Source organism: Cytobacillus sp. MT66 (assembly GCF_058792595.1).
The window spans coordinates 249,332-265,195 of record NZ_JBXAFB010000006.1 but is presented as its reverse complement, the minus strand read 5'-3'; the positions used below and the strand labels follow the sequence as shown (position 1 = coordinate 265,195).

The 15,864-nt window shown below is 40.2% G+C and carries 17 protein-coding genes and 2 riboswitches; all 17 genes read right to left on the bottom strand.

Annotated features, from left to right (window positions below; all coding sequences use genetic code 11):
• Positions 1–24: 24 nt before the first annotated feature.
• The 17 genes from AC1Q59_RS13275 to AC1Q59_RS13195 all read right to left on the bottom strand — a co-directional run bounded on the left by AC1Q59_RS13275 (position 25) and on the right by AC1Q59_RS13195 (position 15,837).
• Positions 25–132 (bottom strand): MetS family NSS transporter small subunit, encoded by a 108-nt coding sequence (locus tag AC1Q59_RS13275; protein WP_492366315.1) that lies wholly within the window; start codon positions 130–132, stop codon positions 25–27.
• Positions 132–1,646, bottom strand: coding sequence for a sodium-dependent transporter (locus tag AC1Q59_RS13270; RefSeq protein ID WP_492366314.1), 1,515 nt, complete (start codon positions 1,644–1,646; stop codon positions 132–134). The genes AC1Q59_RS13275 and AC1Q59_RS13270 overlap by 1 nt, the downstream gene beginning before the upstream one ends.
• A 342-nt stretch (positions 1,647–1,988) precedes the next feature.
• Positions 1,989–3,554, bottom strand: coding sequence for a Na+/H+ antiporter NhaC family protein (locus tag AC1Q59_RS13265; protein WP_492366313.1), 1,566 nt, complete (start codon positions 3,552–3,554; stop codon positions 1,989–1,991).
• A 109-nt stretch (positions 3,555–3,663) separates the two neighbouring features.
• Positions 3,664–3,857, bottom strand: a riboswitch (Lysine riboswitch).
• 96 nt (positions 3,858–3,953) lie between these two features.
• Entirely contained in the window at positions 3,954–5,039 is a 1,086-nt protein-coding gene (locus AC1Q59_RS13260) for an HD-GYP domain-containing protein (protein WP_492366312.1), read from the bottom strand.
• A gap of 237 nt (positions 5,040–5,276) precedes the next feature.
• The gene (locus AC1Q59_RS13255; RefSeq protein ID WP_492366311.1) at positions 5,277–5,579 is read right to left on the bottom strand and encodes a YunC family protein; all 303 of its coding nucleotides are present in this window, start codon (positions 5,577–5,579) and stop codon (positions 5,277–5,279) included.
• Positions 5,580–5,788: 209 nt separating this feature from the next.
• Positions 5,789–7,186: a Fe-S cluster assembly protein SufB gene (sufB, locus tag AC1Q59_RS13250; RefSeq protein ID WP_492366310.1), complete on the bottom strand. Its 1,398-nt coding sequence runs from the start codon at positions 7,184–7,186 to the stop codon at positions 5,789–5,791.
• An 87-nt stretch (positions 7,187–7,273) separates the two neighbouring features.
• A complete protein-coding gene (sufU, locus tag AC1Q59_RS13245) occupies positions 7,274–7,702 on the bottom strand; it encodes a Fe-S cluster assembly sulfur transfer protein SufU (RefSeq protein ID WP_492366309.1) in 429 nt (142 codons plus the stop codon).
• Positions 7,692–8,921, bottom strand: a complete 1,230-nt coding sequence (locus tag AC1Q59_RS13240; protein WP_492366308.1) for a cysteine desulfurase — start codon at positions 8,919–8,921, stop codon at positions 7,692–7,694. Before AC1Q59_RS13240 ends, sufU begins: the two co-directional genes overlap by 11 nt.
• A complete protein-coding gene (sufD, locus tag AC1Q59_RS13235; RefSeq protein WP_492366307.1) occupies positions 8,921–10,231 on the bottom strand; it encodes a Fe-S cluster assembly protein SufD in 1,311 nt (436 codons plus the stop codon). Before sufD ends, AC1Q59_RS13240 begins: the two co-directional genes overlap by 1 nt.
• Before the next feature lie 17 nt (positions 10,232–10,248).
• Positions 10,249–11,034: a Fe-S cluster assembly ATPase SufC gene (gene sufC / locus AC1Q59_RS13230; RefSeq protein ID WP_492366306.1), complete on the bottom strand. Its 786-nt coding sequence runs from the start codon at positions 11,032–11,034 to the stop codon at positions 10,249–10,251.
• A gap of 338 nt (positions 11,035–11,372) precedes the next feature.
• Positions 11,373–11,579 (bottom strand): YuzK family famiily protein, encoded by a 207-nt coding sequence (locus AC1Q59_RS13225; RefSeq protein ID WP_492366305.1) that lies wholly within the window; start codon positions 11,577–11,579, stop codon positions 11,373–11,375.
• A 236-nt stretch (positions 11,580–11,815) separates the two neighbouring features.
• Positions 11,816–13,132, bottom strand: a complete 1,317-nt coding sequence (locus AC1Q59_RS13220; protein ID WP_492366304.1) for an O-acetylhomoserine aminocarboxypropyltransferase/cysteine synthase family protein — start codon at positions 13,130–13,132, stop codon at positions 11,816–11,818.
• Between the two features lie 140 nt (positions 13,133–13,272).
• Positions 13,273–13,375, bottom strand: a riboswitch (SAM riboswitch).
• Positions 13,376–13,461: 86 nt separating this feature from the next.
• On the bottom strand, positions 13,462–13,803 hold the full coding sequence (locus AC1Q59_RS13215) for an SCP2 sterol-binding domain-containing protein (protein ID WP_492366303.1): 342 nt from the start codon (positions 13,801–13,803) through the stop codon (positions 13,462–13,464).
• A 268-nt stretch (positions 13,804–14,071) separates the two neighbouring features.
• Complete coding sequence (locus AC1Q59_RS13210; RefSeq protein WP_492366302.1) at positions 14,072–14,380, bottom strand: thioredoxin family protein; 309 nt, start codon at positions 14,378–14,380, stop codon at positions 14,072–14,074.
• Between the two features lie 6 nt (positions 14,381–14,386).
• The gene (locus tag AC1Q59_RS13205; RefSeq protein ID WP_492366301.1) at positions 14,387–14,743 is read right to left on the bottom strand and encodes a toprim domain-containing protein; all 357 of its coding nucleotides are present in this window, start codon (positions 14,741–14,743) and stop codon (positions 14,387–14,389) included.
• 256 nt (positions 14,744–14,999) lie between these two features.
• Positions 15,000–15,383, bottom strand: coding sequence for a glycine cleavage system protein GcvH (gcvH, locus tag AC1Q59_RS13200; RefSeq protein ID WP_492366300.1), 384 nt, complete (start codon positions 15,381–15,383; stop codon positions 15,000–15,002).
• Positions 15,384–15,480: 97 nt separating this feature from the next.
• The gene (locus AC1Q59_RS13195) at positions 15,481–15,837 is read right to left on the bottom strand and encodes an arsenate reductase family protein (protein WP_492366299.1); all 357 of its coding nucleotides are present in this window, start codon (positions 15,835–15,837) and stop codon (positions 15,481–15,483) included.
• Positions 15,838–15,864: the final 27 nt, after the last annotated feature.

Here is a 15,864-nt window from a genome sequence, read left to right as displayed (position 1 = left end):
TCCCAAAAGGAGGACCCCGCTTTTTTATTTTGCTCTTTTGGACTTTATAACCGCATTTGCGATGCTTGCACCAAGTCCTCCCCAGATAATTAGCATCCCAATGACCAACATTGTAATGGCTCCACCTGACATTATTGAGATACCTCCTTGTTTTCTGGAATTTCTAATTCTGCTTTCTTGTTCCATTTAATTGCAGCAAAGATAAATCCAAGAATGATTGCACCGATAGCAACTCCCCATCCCATATAAAGCAGGAAGCTTGTCGGATAGCCTTCATAATTATCTTTAATGTTTGTAATAATATTTTGCACCATCATATATCCCAGTACAATTGGAGTAATAAGCCCTAAACAAATCTTCCACCAGCCGCCTAGAAGAATATCAGACATGCTGTTTGCATGGTTCTGCAGATTTTTTAGTTCCTTTAATACCCAAGCTACGACAACTACCTCAACTAGGCCGGCAAGGGCAACTCCAAAGTTATTGATAAAGTAATCAGCAGCATCTAAGAAGTATAATCCGCCTTTTGAAGCAAATAGGATGGAAACTACTGCTGCTAGACCTCCGCCAATTGTGACCGATTTTGTACGGGATACTTTAAATTTATCTTCGACACCAGCGATAAAGGTCTCAACAATTGAAATTAATGATGACAAACCGGCTAACACTAAACAGATGAAGAAGATTGATCCAAATAGCCCATTAAAGGCTGGCATTTCGCTAATAATTTGCGGGAATACCACGAACGCTAGGCCAACCCCGCCTGCAACAACCTCGCTGACTGGAACCCCTGCCTGTGCAGCCATGAAACCAAGCGCTGCAAACACGCCAATACCTGCTAATAATTCAACGCTGGAGTTTGCGAAGCCAGTAATAAACGCATTATTTGTAATATCAGTTTTCCTTGGCAAATAGCTTGAATAAGTAATCATAATGGCAAAACCAATTGATAAGCTAAAGAAAATCTGTCCATAAGCCGCAACCCAAACCTTAGGGCTGGCAATCTGACTCCAGTCTGGCTTAAAGAATGCTTCAAGACCTGCTGCTGCTCCATCAAGGGTGATTGAACGAAATACAATAATTAGGAATAAAATAAGTAGTGCTGGAATAAAGATTTTGTTGGCAATTTCAATTCCCTTTTTAATACCTTTATACAAAATTCCTAGTGTAATAATCCAAACAACAACAAGAGGAATAAACACGCCTGGAACGATTCCGCCTACATCCCCAGGGTTCTCTGCAAGCTGCAGGAAACTTCCGAATAGGAATCCTTCAGGATCATCTCCCCATTTAAGACTGAATGAGAATCCAGCATACCTGATTGCCCATGCAATGATAACAGCATAATAGGTTGCAATGACAAAGGAAACCGCTACCTGCCACCAGCCAAGCCATTCAAATTTCTTGTTCATTCTTGCATAGGTTAATGGTGCCGATCCCCTATACTTTTGTCCCAGTGTAAATTCCAAAATAAGCAGTGGAATACCTGCAGTTAATAACGCAAATAAATACGGTAAAAAGAATGCACCGCCGCCGTTTTCATAGGCAACAGCCGGGAATCGCCAAATGTTCCCCAGACCAACTGCTGAACCAATAGCAGCCAGTACAAATCCTGCTCGTGTTCCCCACTGTGGACGATTATCCATAATCCTTAACCCCCTTAGTTATGTCTTTTTTCCTTAATTCCGCTTTTTGTATCGAGAATGTTTTTACTTTTCAGATTATTTAATATAATCTACGGATAGTATAATATTTTTAAACTAATCTGTCAAAACATTATTTTGGGAAAAATAAAATATTTCTGAATTACTTTACCGAGGCATAGCACAAAAGGGTTTTTATTTTTTTGATGAGCTAAAAAGATATATTCATATCATTTCATTTCCTCCTTTCCTTTTTTCATCCTATTCCTTTATGAGAATAAATATTAACAAAACAAATAGGAGCCCTTCCCAAAGTTTAGTTTGGGAAAAAGCTCCTTTTTTACTCTACAATCTCTGCTCTCTTTCTTTTTTTCCAATAACAAACATAAAGATGACAAGCAATACAGCTGAAGTCAAGAGCGCAAAAATAGTACTGTCAGTGAAGCCAAGGACTAGGTATCCAATACCCGAAATGGCAGCCGATGTCAGCGCATATGGCAACTGGGTCAGCACGTGATCCATATGATTGCATCCCGCACCTGTCGACGAAAGAATGGTTGTATCTGAAATTGGCGAACAATGATCGCCAAACACTGCTCCTGCCAATACTGCTGCCATCGCTGGCAATAATAGACTTAAATCTGTAGCTGCCGCAATATTACCCGCAATTGGCAGCAATATTCCAAATGACCCCCAGGACGTTCCTGTACTAAAGGCCATAATCCCCGCAACAGCAAATAAAAGGAAAGGCAAAAGGGCAATATTCAGATTAGCGCTTTCTACAATGCCTGCCATATACTTCCCAGTTTCCAAACGGCCAATCAAATCAGAAATCATCCACGCAAAAATAAGAATGTAAATGGCTGGGAGCATGGATTTAAGACCTTCACTAACACCTTTGCCAAAGACATTGCCATTGACACCTTTTAAGACAAATGCCTGGCGGAAAAATAAAGCAAAAGTAACAGCTAATCCAAGAAGACCGCCTAGAATCAGGGACTTAGACACGTCTGTATTTTCAAAAATTGAAAAAATGGTCGCATTGTCACCCGCAGCCTTATATCCAGTCAAAAACATCATGCCAACCGTTCCTATGATTAGCGCAAGTATTGGCCAGATTAAATCTCCTACTGTACCCTTAGAGCTTGTTGGGAGATCATCCTTTAATTCTCCAGGTGCCTGTTTTTTCGGGTCATGAACGAGACCTTCCTCGATAGCCCGTCTCTCGTGCCCCTTCATTGAACCAAAATCAATGTTTCCTAGCGCAATAATAAATACCATTGCCAAAGTAACCCAAACATAAAGATTCATTGGAATCATCTGCACAAATGCCGAGAAAGCCGAATACTCGGTGATATGATTAGCAGCAAGAATGGTTCCAACTAATGTAATAATATAGGCGCCCCAGCTTGATACCGGTGAAACCACACAAACCGGCGCACTCGTTGAATCAATTAAATAAGCAAGCTTAGCACGTGAAACCTTATGCCGATCGGTAATAGGGCGAGAAATTTGCCCAACAGCCAGGGCATTAAAATAATCATCTATGAAAATAATAATTCCTAAAACCGCCCCAACTAGCTGAGCACCTGCACGGGTTTTCACACGCTTCATGGCCCATTCCCCAAACGCATAGCTCCCGCCTGTAATGGAAATAAAGGCGGTAATTACGCCTAAAACAAATAAAAATAAGATGATATAAATATTCCAGGTGTTTAACTCTCCTTCAGCAATAAATATTCCTTTTAAAGAGTCTAAAATAATGCCTGCTGTTCCTGTAAAGCTGAAATCAGCCAACAGAAGGGCTGCTGATATGATTCCGGCTCCCAGCGACAGAAGAACTTTTCTGGTCAAAATAACCATGACAATGGCCAAGAGCGGCGGTATGATTGAAAAAATCGTATTCTCCAATTTTCTTCCTCCTTGTTTATAAAAGGGGAATAATGATCGAGTGAAAACAAAAAAAGAGTAATGATAGAAAAGTCTACCATTACTCTTACAAGTAATTTACTTCTCCATCACGATCTGTAGCTCCCCATTATGAAGGTCTTGCGAAATTCTCCTCCATAGTGACAGTGCTGCTCCTTTTCAAAGCAGCCCCAGCATTAAAACCTATGACAGATTCTAGCGCTTCGGCAAAATTCCCTTCCAGCAGTGATCATTGTTGTCATCCTCACACAGCCTACTCTTGAATTCTGCTCCTCTACCTCACCGGATATGATAAGGCTAATATACAATTGGTACCTCTACTATAGCAGAGTGTAAAAAAAGCTTCAATGTTTTAGCAGAATAATATTTATTCCATTTTAATTAAAAAGTGGTGTCACAGCCTGTGATGGTAATGCTTAATTCATTTTTCAAATCAATTTCATATGGAGGAACCTTTTCGCCCATTTCCTCCATGATTCTAACCTTTGGCCTGTCGCCAAATCCAATATTTTGCCCAGCTACAATCCCTTTTCTGCCATCGCTTAAATCAACAGTAATTCCAACAGGATAGATAACAACAGCAAGTCTAAAAGCTTCAATTATCTTTTTTTCAAACAGCGTTCCGGATCCTGCATAAAGGATTTCAAGCCCCTCGTGAGGAAGCATGGCCCTGCGGTACACACGGTTGGAGGTGACAGCATCAAATACATCTGCCACTGCTAATATTTTCCCGAAATAATGAATTTCATCCCCGACAATCCCTCTTGGATAGCCTGAACCATTAAGCCTTTCATGATGCTGAAAAGCACAATGGGCAACAAGCAGCGGAATGGTTGGAACTTTTCTTAATAACTGAAATCCTTCTTCGGCATGTGTTTTAATCGCTTCATATTCCTCTTGTGTTAATTTTCCCGGCTTTAACAGCACTTCCTTTGGCACCTTAATCTTGCCAATATCATGAAAAATCGCCCCAAGACCAAGTGTCTCAAGGTCTCTTTGCGGCAAATTTAGCTTTATTCCAATCGCCAAAGCATACAGCGTTACATTTAAAGAGTGTGAGAAAATATAATTATCGTATATAAAAGCATCAGAGAGTAATGTTAATAGTTCCTTTTGATCCTTTATTTCTGTCATTAAACAACGGATAAGCTCCGAGAACTTTTTCGATGCTTTCTCCACAACCAGTGAACCGTGCAGAGAAGTATCTTTCTGAATTTCCTTAAATGTGGAATTGATCGTTTGAATGGTTTCTTTCCTTAAAGAATCGGAGATGGTGCCATTGTATTGAATATCTTCGTTTTCTCGATCCTTTATAAATATGTAACTGATTCCTAATGTATTAAGTCTATGGATGATAGCCTTTTTTAATTCCACACCCTCATTTAACAAAACTTGTCCATTTTCATTATAAATTGCTTTGGCAAGAATCGTTCCTGATTCTACAGAGGAAGTTGTAACTAATCTCATGAGTACACCTATTTCATTAAGGAGTTTTTGCGTTATTTAAGCCTATGAAAAAATACATATTTTTCTTCTTTTTGCGACATTTTTCCTATTATTTCTACATTAACCTTTTTTAAGCAATAATTTCAACCCTACTTTTGTCCTTATTTTTTAAATGCCCTAAATTTCCACTTTAGGCGCTTTGTGCGCAGCTTAAGGCTGGCTCATGTCAAGAAAATAGACAGCCATGTTCAGGCTGTCTTAAACCATCTTTAGGAGCGCGTCCCTTCCAATCATACCTTTATGAATACCGATTGCCTCAGCTTCGTAGGTGACGGATTCTAGCGGCGCGTCAATGAGCTGTTCAATGGTTTTTACACCTACTGCCCGGCCAGCAATTACTTTCCGGTCCTTCAGCTTTTCATTGAGCAAGCCTACATCAAGGGCACCACACATAATATAACCCTTATCATTCGTTACGACTAATAGGTTAGTTTTTGGAAGCACTACCGAAACAGTTAGAAATGTATGACCTTGTATGTCAATAGGTTTTAATTCAATCAAAGATATAACACTCCTTTCCTTCCCACTACACCCTATGCAGAATTTAGGAAAAGCGTGTGTGCTGACGTAATGCCTTTTAATGGAATAATTCTGCTGAATTTATCCGCGTTGATTTCCTATTCATTCAACTAAGCAGTTAGCTCCATAGTAAATAGCATAGAAAAAAAAACTCCGCTCTCTTTTTGGGAGAACGGAGTTTTTCGCATATATTAACCGATTGAACCTTCCATTTCAAACTTAATTAGGCGGTTCATTTCAACGGCGTATTCCATTGGAAGTTCTTTTGTAAATGGCTCAATAAAGCCCATTACGATCATTTCTGTTGCTTCTTGCTCAGAAATTCCGCGGCTCATTAAGTAGAATAATTGTTCTTCAGAAACCTTGGAAACCTTTGCTTCATGCTCTAATGAGATGTTATCGTTCAGGATCTCATTGTAAGGAATCGTATCTGAAGTAGACTGATTATCCATGATTAATGTGTCACATTCAATATTGGAACGGGCACCATCCGCTTTGCGTCCAAAATGAACGATTCCGCGATAGGTTACCTTTCCTCCATGTTTGGAGATTGATTTGGATACGATTGAAGAAGTTGTGTTTGGTGCAAGGTGAAGCATTTTTGCCCCCGCATCCTGATGCTGGCCTTTACCTGCAATAGCAATGGAAAGTGTCAGACCGCGTGCGCCTTCTCCTTTTAAAATAACAGCTGGATATTTCATCGTTAGCTTAGAGCCAATATTTCCGTCAATCCATTCCATTGTAGCGCGCTCTTCACAAACAGCACGTTTGGTTACGAGGTTGTAAACGTTGTTCGCCCAGTTTTGGATGGTCGTATAACGGCAATAAGCATCCTTTTTAATAATAATCTCAACAACCGCACTGTGAAGTGAATTGGTTGTATATACTGGAGCAGTACAACCTTCAACGTAATGGACAGATGCATCCTCATCAACAATGATTAGTGTACGCTCAAATTGTCCCATATTTTCAGAGTTAATACGGAAGTATGCTTGCAGCGGCGTATCAACTTTAATCCCTTTAGGAACATAAATAAATGAACCGCCGGACCAAACAGCAGAGTTCAGCGCAGCAAATTTATTATCCGTAGGCGGGATAACAGTTGCCCAGTGCTCACGGAAGATATCTTCATTCTCGCGTAAAGCAGAATCTGTATCCTTAAAGATGATCCCTTGAGCCTCAAGGTCTTGCTGCATGTTGTGGTATACAACCTCTGATTCATATTGAGCAGAAACCCCAGCTAAGTACTTCTGTTCTGCTTCAGGAATTCCAAGCTTGTCGAATGTCTGTTTAATTTCCTCTGGAACTTCATCCCAAGAACGTTCTGTTTTTTCAGATGGTTTTACATAGTACGTAATCTCATCAAAATTCAATGATGCTAAATCTCCGCCCCACTGCGGCATTGGCCTGCTGTAGAAATGTTCAAGTGACTTCAAACGGAAATCAAGCATCCATTGAGGTTCACCCTTCATTTTTGAAATCTCTTCAACAATTTCTTTTGTCAATCCGCGTTTTGATCGGAAAATGGAAACGTCTTTGTCGGCAAAACCATATTTGTAATCGCCGATTTCAGGCATTTTTTTTGCCATCGTCGTATTCCTCCATTCAATGGGCAATCGGTGTCAAGCGATACCGATTACCAGTTTTTTTATATCCGTGCCTAAAAAGGGTATCAACTATTTTTCATCAAAGCCTTTTTCCATCGCTTTCCACGCTAGTGTGGCGCATTTAATTCTTGCAGGAAATTTAGAAACACCTTGAAGCGCCTCGATATCACCAAGATCTAAATCTTCATCATATTCTTTTCCCTGCATCATTAGAGAGAAAGTCTCAGAAAGCTTTAAGGCCTCATCAATCGTTTTTCCTTTTATCGCTTGAGTCATCATTGAAGCCGAAGACATTGAGATAGAACAGCCTTCTCCTTCAAATCTCGCGTCGATAACTTTCCCGTCTTCAATTTTCAACATTAACTGAATTCGGTCCCCGCATGTCGGGTTATTCATATTAATGGTTAAGCTATCATCCTCTAAAACCCCTCTGTTCCGGGGTTTTTTATAATGATCCATAATAACTTGTCTGTAAAGTGAATCTAAATTAGAAGACATCGCTGAAATACTCCTTTGTTTTGACAAGCCCTTTGACAAGTTTGTCAATATCTTCTTCTGTATTGTACAGATAGAAGCTTGCTCGAGCGGTCGCCGATTGCTTAAGCCATTTCATTAAGACCTGTGCACAATGGTGGCCCGCACGTACGGCAATTCCTTCAGCATCCAATACAGTCGCTACGTCATGAGGATGGACATCACTAAGATTAAAAGTAACCAAACCAGTCCGTTTAGAAGGATCCATTGGACCAAATATCGTGATGCCCTCAATTTCAGACATTTTATCTAAAGCATAAGCAGCTAGCTTATGTTCATGCTCTTGAATGTTTTCCAGCCCAATTTCTTCTAGGAAATCTATGGCTGCTGCTAATCCAATTGCTCCAGCAATGATTGGGGTTCCCCCCTCAAACTTCCAAGGGAGCTCCTTCCATGTTGAATCATACAGTTCAACAAAATCAATCATTTCTCCGCCAAATTCAATTGGTTCCATGTTTTCAAGAAGCTCTCTCTTGCCATACAGCACACCAATTCCTGTAGGCCCGCACATCTTATGGCCAGAAAAAGCGAAGAAATCACAATCCAGATCCTGAACATCAATTTTTAAATGAGGAGCACTTTGCGCACCATCAACGACCATCACTGCTCCGTTTTCATGAGCAATTTTGGCGATTTCTTTGATCGGATTTATTACTCCAAGTACATTGGATGCCTGTGCAACAGCAACAATCTTTGTATTGCTTGTAACTGTTTGACGCACATCGTCAAGAGAAATGGTTCCGTCCTCCTGAAGCGGCAAATACTTTAAGGTTGCCCCCTTGGCTTTGCAAGCCTGCTGCCACGGAATCAAGTTGCTATGATGCTCCATATAGGAGATGACAATTTCATCTCCTTCTTTAATATTCGCCCTTGCATAGCTTGATGCCACTAAATTTAGGGATGCAGTTGTTCCTCTAGTAAAAATAACTTCTTCTGTAGATTTTGCATTGATAAATTTTCGTACCTTTTCCCTTGCACCTTCAAAGCCATCCGTCGCCCTCGTGCCCAATGTGTGAACACCGCGATGGACGTTGGAATTGTACTCACGGTAATATTTTTCAATAGCTTCAATAACCTTTACAGGTTTTTGAGACGTTGCAGCACTATCAAGGTATACAAGTGGATGCCCATTGACTTCCTGATGTAAGATTGGAAATTGCCCGCGAATATCCTGGATATTCATTATCTTACTTTCCTTTCAATGACCTTGACTAATTGCTTCTTAACTCCTTCTATATGAAGAGCATTAACAACAGGTGTAAGGAAGCCATGAATAATTAACCGTTCTGCTTCCACTTTTGGAATACCGCGGCTCATTAAATAATACAGCTGAACAGGATCTACACGGCCAACAGATGCAGCGTGTCCTGCAATAACATCATCTTCGTCGATTAAAAGAATTGGGTTCGCATCACCGCGTGCCTTTTCATTAAGCATAAGAACACGTGATTCTTGTCCGGCATTAGACTTAGATGCCCCATGCTCAATTTTGCCAATTCCATTGAATATAGAAGTTGCCGAATCCTTCATGACGGCATGCGTTAGAATATGGCCCTCAGAATTTTTCCCAAAGTGAACAATGCTAGTTGTAAAGTTTTGCTTTTGTTCTCCTTTGCCGATTACGACAGTTTTAGCATCCCCAGAGGAACCGTCGCCTACTAAGTTTGTTACGTTTTCATAAATGGTATCACTGTCATTCATTAATCCCAGTGCCCACTCAATGCGAGCATCTCTTTCCGCTTTGCCGCGGCGGTTAACATAGCCAGTCAATCCTTTGGCAAGGGTATCAACAGCACCGAATCGAACCTTAGCATTTGCTTTGGCAACGACCTCTGCCACAATATTGAAGATTCCTTCTGCCTCATCCATCGTTGAAAAATAGTTCTCAACATAAGTGACAGAGCTATTATCTTCCGCAACAACAATCACATGGTTGAATAGGGCAGATTCTGGATTATCATGAATAAAGACCGCCTGAATAGGCTCAGCGATTTCAACGTTTTTTGGAACATAAAGGAATGTTCCCCCATTAACAAAAGCAGCATGCAGAGCAGTTAAACGATGCTCATCCGCTTTAACAGCTTCTGTCATGAAATACTTTTGAAGGAGATCGCCATGCTCGCGAGCTGCCGTATAGATATCAGTGAAGATTACACCTTTATCCTGAAGCTCTTTGCCTAAAGTTAAATAAGCTGGTCTGTTGTTTCGCTGAATATATAAATTCTGTTCGGCATTTTCTGTCTTAACCAACTCCTGAACTTCCTCTGGAAGCTCAGCAAGAGAAGTATAATCCTGACTGCCGACAATATGATTTTTAAATTGTGTTAAATTCCAATTCTGGATTTTTGTTTTATCTGGTTTTGGCATTGGCAAGTTTTCTGAATTGGCAAGTGCGTTCAAACGAAATTCAGTCAGCCATGCCGGTTCGCCCATTTCTTTTGAAAAGGAGTTCACATATTCCTTATCAAACGGTAATCTTGTTTCTGTTGACATATTGATCCTCCTAACAATTACGCTTCTTGGCCAACTGTTTCGTCTTCAATGCCTAATTCTTTCTTAATCCAATCATAACCTTCAGCTTCTAAGCGCTGTGCAAGCTCTGGACCGCCTGATTTCACGACGCGTCCTTGCATCATTACGTGCACCTGATCAGGAGTGATGTAGTTAAGAAGGCGCTGATAGTGAGTGATAATTAAGCACCCGAAATCTTCTCCGCGCATTTCATTAATGCCTTTAGAAACAACCTTTAACGCATCAATGTCTAGACCAGAGTCAATTTCATCAAGAATAGCAATCTTAGGTTCAATCATCATTAACTGAAGAATTTCATTGCGTTTTTTCTCTCCGCCTGAAAAACCTTCATTCAAATAGCGCTGTGCCATGTCTGGATCCATTTCAAGGAATTCCATTTTGCTGTCCATTTGGCGGATAAATTTCATTAATGAAATTTCGTCGCCTTCTTCACGGCGGCTATTGATGGCTGAACGAAGGAAGTCAGCATTTGTCACACCGGCAATTTCACTTGGATATTGCATAGCTAAGAAAAGGCCAGCTTGTGCACGTTCATCAACTTCCATTTCTAGAACGTTTTTGCCGTCTAATGTAATACTTCCTTGTGTAACCTCATATTTTGGATGGCCCATAATAGCAGAAGAAAGTGTAGATTTACCCGTTCCGTTTGGACCCATGATTGCGTGGATTTCTCCACCCTTTATTTCAAGGTTTACACCCTTTAAGATTTCCTTACCTTCAATCTCAACATGAAGATCTTTGATTGATAATGTTGATCCTGCCATAAATTATACCTCCATAATGAAAGAAGATTTATTCATGCGGAAATGAACCGCAACCCTCTATTCTCATTTTATTCTCATTACAATCTTATAACAAATGAAAACTGTTAGCAACTCTTTCGAAGGATTCCCCGGTTAATTTGAAAAATCCTTACTTTTGCATATGTATCATAGAAAGACCGCTAAAAAAACAACCGATATTTATTTTATCCCTCTGGATAATTTTCATGTATAATCAGATAGTTAAATGAGAATACACTATAAAATTATACTCCTTTAAAATAGAAAAAGGGAACAGTTTGTTTAGAAAACTGTTCCCTTTTCTTTCTTCTTAAAAAACTTTAAGAATGAATCTTTCTTTCTATATCTGCTACGATCCGCTGGCTTTTTACATAATCTGCTTCGCGTCTTTTTTCAACTTTCATTCTGATTTCATGTTTTCTGCAATAAAGCTCATATCCAACCCTGTGTGCTCCATGCATTGCTTTTTCCATGTCACTTGTGTAATTTAAATGCAGCTGGTTAATAAAAACCAATCCTTTCATCATTGCGATTTAATTTCACGTTTTACATTCTAGCACGTGAATTCTATCTTCACAATGACGAAATTAACTGATTTTAATGGCAAATTAGTGAACATTTATCTTTAAAACGCTTTCATCCCCGCCGTTCTTATCATTTTACCGATATCCTCTAAATCCCTGTTTTGTACACAAAATTCGCCAAATTCTTTGCTGCCGCTAAAAAAGGAGTGCCCTATACAGAGCACTCCTTAATCATTATATTAAGCTTGAGTTTTTAGGGATGAAATACCTGTGGCAGCTTCAATAGCCTGCTCCAGATCATCAATAAGATCCTCAACGTTCTCAATTCCGATTGATAGACGCACAAGATCTTCTGGAACACCCGCAGCTTTAAGACCTTCTTCGTCTAGTTGCTGATGAGTTGTGCTTGCTGGGTGGATAACAAGGCTCTTCGCATCGCCTACGTTAGCCACATGTGCCCATAGCTCCAGTCCGTTGATAAATTTAGCACCAGCTTCTCTGCCGCCTTCAATGCCAAAAACTACAACCGAACCAGCACCTTTTGGCAAATACTTATCAGCCAATGCCTTATCAGGGTGGTTTTCACTTCCTGGGTACAATACCCAATTAACTGCTGGATGTGCATCTAGATATTCTACCACTTTCTTAGTATTAGCAATATGCTCCTTCATTCTTACGTGAAGAGTTTCTAAACCAAGGGTAAATTGGAACGCACTCTGCGGGCTTAATGATGGCCCCATATCTCTTAGAAGCTGTACTCGTGCTTTAATGATATACGCTACAGCTCCAAGAGCTTCGCTGTAAACAAGGTCATGGTAACTTGAATCAGGCTCTGTGAATCCAGGGAATTTTGGTGAATTCCAGTCAAATTTTCCGCCGTCTACAATGATCCCGCCCATAGTAGTACCGTTTCCTAAAAGCCATTTTGTTGCAGAATGCACAACAATATCTGCACCGTGTTCGATTGGTCGGCAAAGGTATGGAGTGGCAAATGTGTTGTCAACGATTAGCGGTATACCATTTTCATGGGCAATCTCCGCCACCTTTTCAATATCTAAGATTCGTAAACTTGGGTTGCCGATTGTTTCAGCAAATATAGCTTTTGTTTTATCAGTTATTGCTTCGCGGAAGTTTTCTGGGCTTTCAGGGTCAACGAGCTTAACGTTAATGCCATACTTTGGCAATGTTACAGCAAATAGATTGTAGGTTCCGCCATATAGGTTCGATGCTGCTACGATCTCATCACCAGCTTGAGCAATGTTTAAAATAGCAAGGGTGATAGCTGACATTCCACTGGCCGTAGCCAATGCGCCAACACCGCCTTCAAGAAGAGCAACTCTTTCTTCAAATACTGTAGTGGTCGGGTTATGAATACGTGTATATATGTACCCAGGTTCTGCTAGTGCAAATAGGTTTGCTGCATGCTCTGTATTTTTAAATTGATAGGCATTATTTTGATAAATAGGAACTGCTCTTGCTCCTGTAACCGGATCAGGCTGAAGTCCTCCGTGTACACCCAGTGTTTCAAATCGATAGTTTTTTTGTTTTTCTGACATGACAATCTCCCCTTTTCTTTTATGAAAGTAATTGGCTGAACTTCATTCATGATGCGGATTTCATGGTGCCGTTGTACTATTGCTATAAAAAGAAGAGGCAAAAAACCCTCTTCGCATAAGAAGAGGGTTAGTATGATCTCTTCTTATCTACCAGAGCAAAAATACTCTGCTGGAATTAGCACCGTGTAAAAAACCGGTTGCCGGGCTTCATAGGGCCAGTCCCTCCGCCTCTCTCGATAAGAATATTTAATTTTTATAATAATTGTATTCCTATAGGTTATAGTACCAAAAGAGTAAATATTCAGTCAAGCGAAATATTAAAATATTTCCTAAATATGTTTGCGGGGCTTTGACAGATAAAAAAGTGATTCTAAAAACAGCAGCTTTCGAAAAGTCGATGTTACCGTTACATCGTTCCAACGCATTGCATCTCTTAATTTCTCTTTTCCCGTTAGGATGGCTTGGATGCTATCCCTTGGTCCTGAAATAATAGCATCATAGATTTCATCATTGTTATTGTAATCCATTACAATTTCCCCATTGCGGACACTCAAAGGAATCCGTTCATTCTCTGCCTTAAGACATATAGAAAAAACTAAATCCTTTAACAGCTGATTTAAATGCGTTTTTGATTTTACCTCATCAATAAATGCTGCAGCAGCGTCTCTCATTTTCCCACCTCGATGTTTACATTCAACACAAGGCTTCTCTGTCCTGCCATATTCGTTCGACAAAACCGCAGAATAACCAGACCAAACTCGACACCTAATAGCAATGTTTGCCCATTTCCCAAGAAATATGTCAAAACCTAGTACTGGCTGCCGCACGCACTTTAACACTTTAAACCATCGGGGGTCAGGCCCCCGGCGCGTTAATGCGTTAAACTAACGGGGGTCTGACCCCCAGTGCGTTAATACACTAAAGGGCAGGCACGCTTGCTTATGTGAGAGCTTTTAGTTTTTCTAAGAGGAAGGGAACTGAATGAAAGGCATAAATTTTTTCGCGGATCTGCTTGTTATGAAATATGATGAGGCATGGAACGCTTTCTACTTCCCATTGTTCGGCCAAATCAGGGATATAGTTTAGATCCGTTTTGCCAATAGCAAGGTTTGGCAGCAGCTCTGCTGTGACTGAGAGCATCTTTCCTGCCACCTGACAAGTTCCGCATAATGGGGTGAAAAGATATAAGACCGTATTCTGATTATGGTTTATTTGTTCTTGAAACGTTTCCCGCGTCCATTCCTGCAATGTCAATCATCCTCTATCTAAAAACTGTGTAAATACATCAATATTGGCTCCTATTAAAACTGAAGCCAGATGGTGTTCCGGCGCCGTTGCGACCTCACGATACATCCGGTCAATATAAAGATGCTCCGCCTCCGGAAGTTCCCTTTTAAACTGCTTTCGCAGCTTTTCACCGGCTGCATCAGCATCAACCAATATATATACATCTTTATTGTAAAGCATATCGACTAACTCATCCATTTTTGTAATACCAATCGTACCGTTTGTACAAATGATTTCAACTGGTTCACTGACTATTGCCTGTACTTTTCTTTTATCCGATGTTCCTTCAACAATTATTACTTTTTCTGGTAATTCCTCGTTCATCGTCATCACCTGAGCTAAAGTTGTCGTTTTCTTACCATACCATATTCATGATTCGAGACAAAGGTGTTGAACTCCTGCCAATTTGAATAGCGTGTCCATTATTATACTGCTCATCTGGCAAATTATCCTATATGTCAATTGGCAGTTAAGTTAGGATATTGGGGTCATCTTATTTATATTTACCAAGGGAATAGTCTTCATCTTTCAAACACGAAAAAAGCCCCCTGCAATTGCGGGAGCTCCGTTCATTCGATAATTAGTCTTCTTTAATCATTTCTTCATATTGTTCAAAAGACATTAAGTTCTCCAATTCGCTTGCATCAGATGGCTCAACAAGGATCATCCATGCTTTTTCATATGGAGATTCATTCACGTATTCAGGGCTGTCGCTTAGGTCCTCGTTAACTGCAACTACCTTTCCGCTAACAGGAGCATAAAGCTCAGATACTGTTTTTACAGATTCAACGCTTCCGAAAGGCTCGTCAGCAGTTACTTCATCGCCAACCTCAGGAAGTTCTACGAATACGATATCACCAAGTTCAGACTGTGCGAAATCTGTGATGCCAATTCTAACTTGTTCGCCTTCTGTTTTTACCCACTCATGTTCTTCTGAATAACGCAATTCTTTTGGTGTGTTCATTATAACCCCTCCATTTTTCATTTTTAAATGATGATCGCGATTTTCGATCTCTTTATACATCATGGCAAAAAGAATCATTTAATTCAATTATTCTTATCTAAAGCCATGTTTTTTCATAATCCTCTTCTTTAAAGCCGACTGTTACCTTCTGGCCATCCGTTAAAATTGGGCGTTTGATCAGCATCCCATCCGTTGCCAGTATATCAAGCAGTTCCTCATCCGCAGATGTCTTGACCTTATCCTTTAGACCAAGCTCTCTATATTTCATCCCGCTTGTATTAAAGAACTTTTTTATGTCCAAACCGCTCTTTTTATATAGGTTTTCTAGCTCGCTTCGCGAAGGCGGATTATCAACGATATGTACCTCTTCATAGCCTATTTGGTGTTCCTCGAGCCACTTTTTAGCTTTACGGCATGTGCCGCATTTTGGATACCAATAGAAAGTAAGAGCCATTTCTTCACCACCAAGGTTATCATGTCC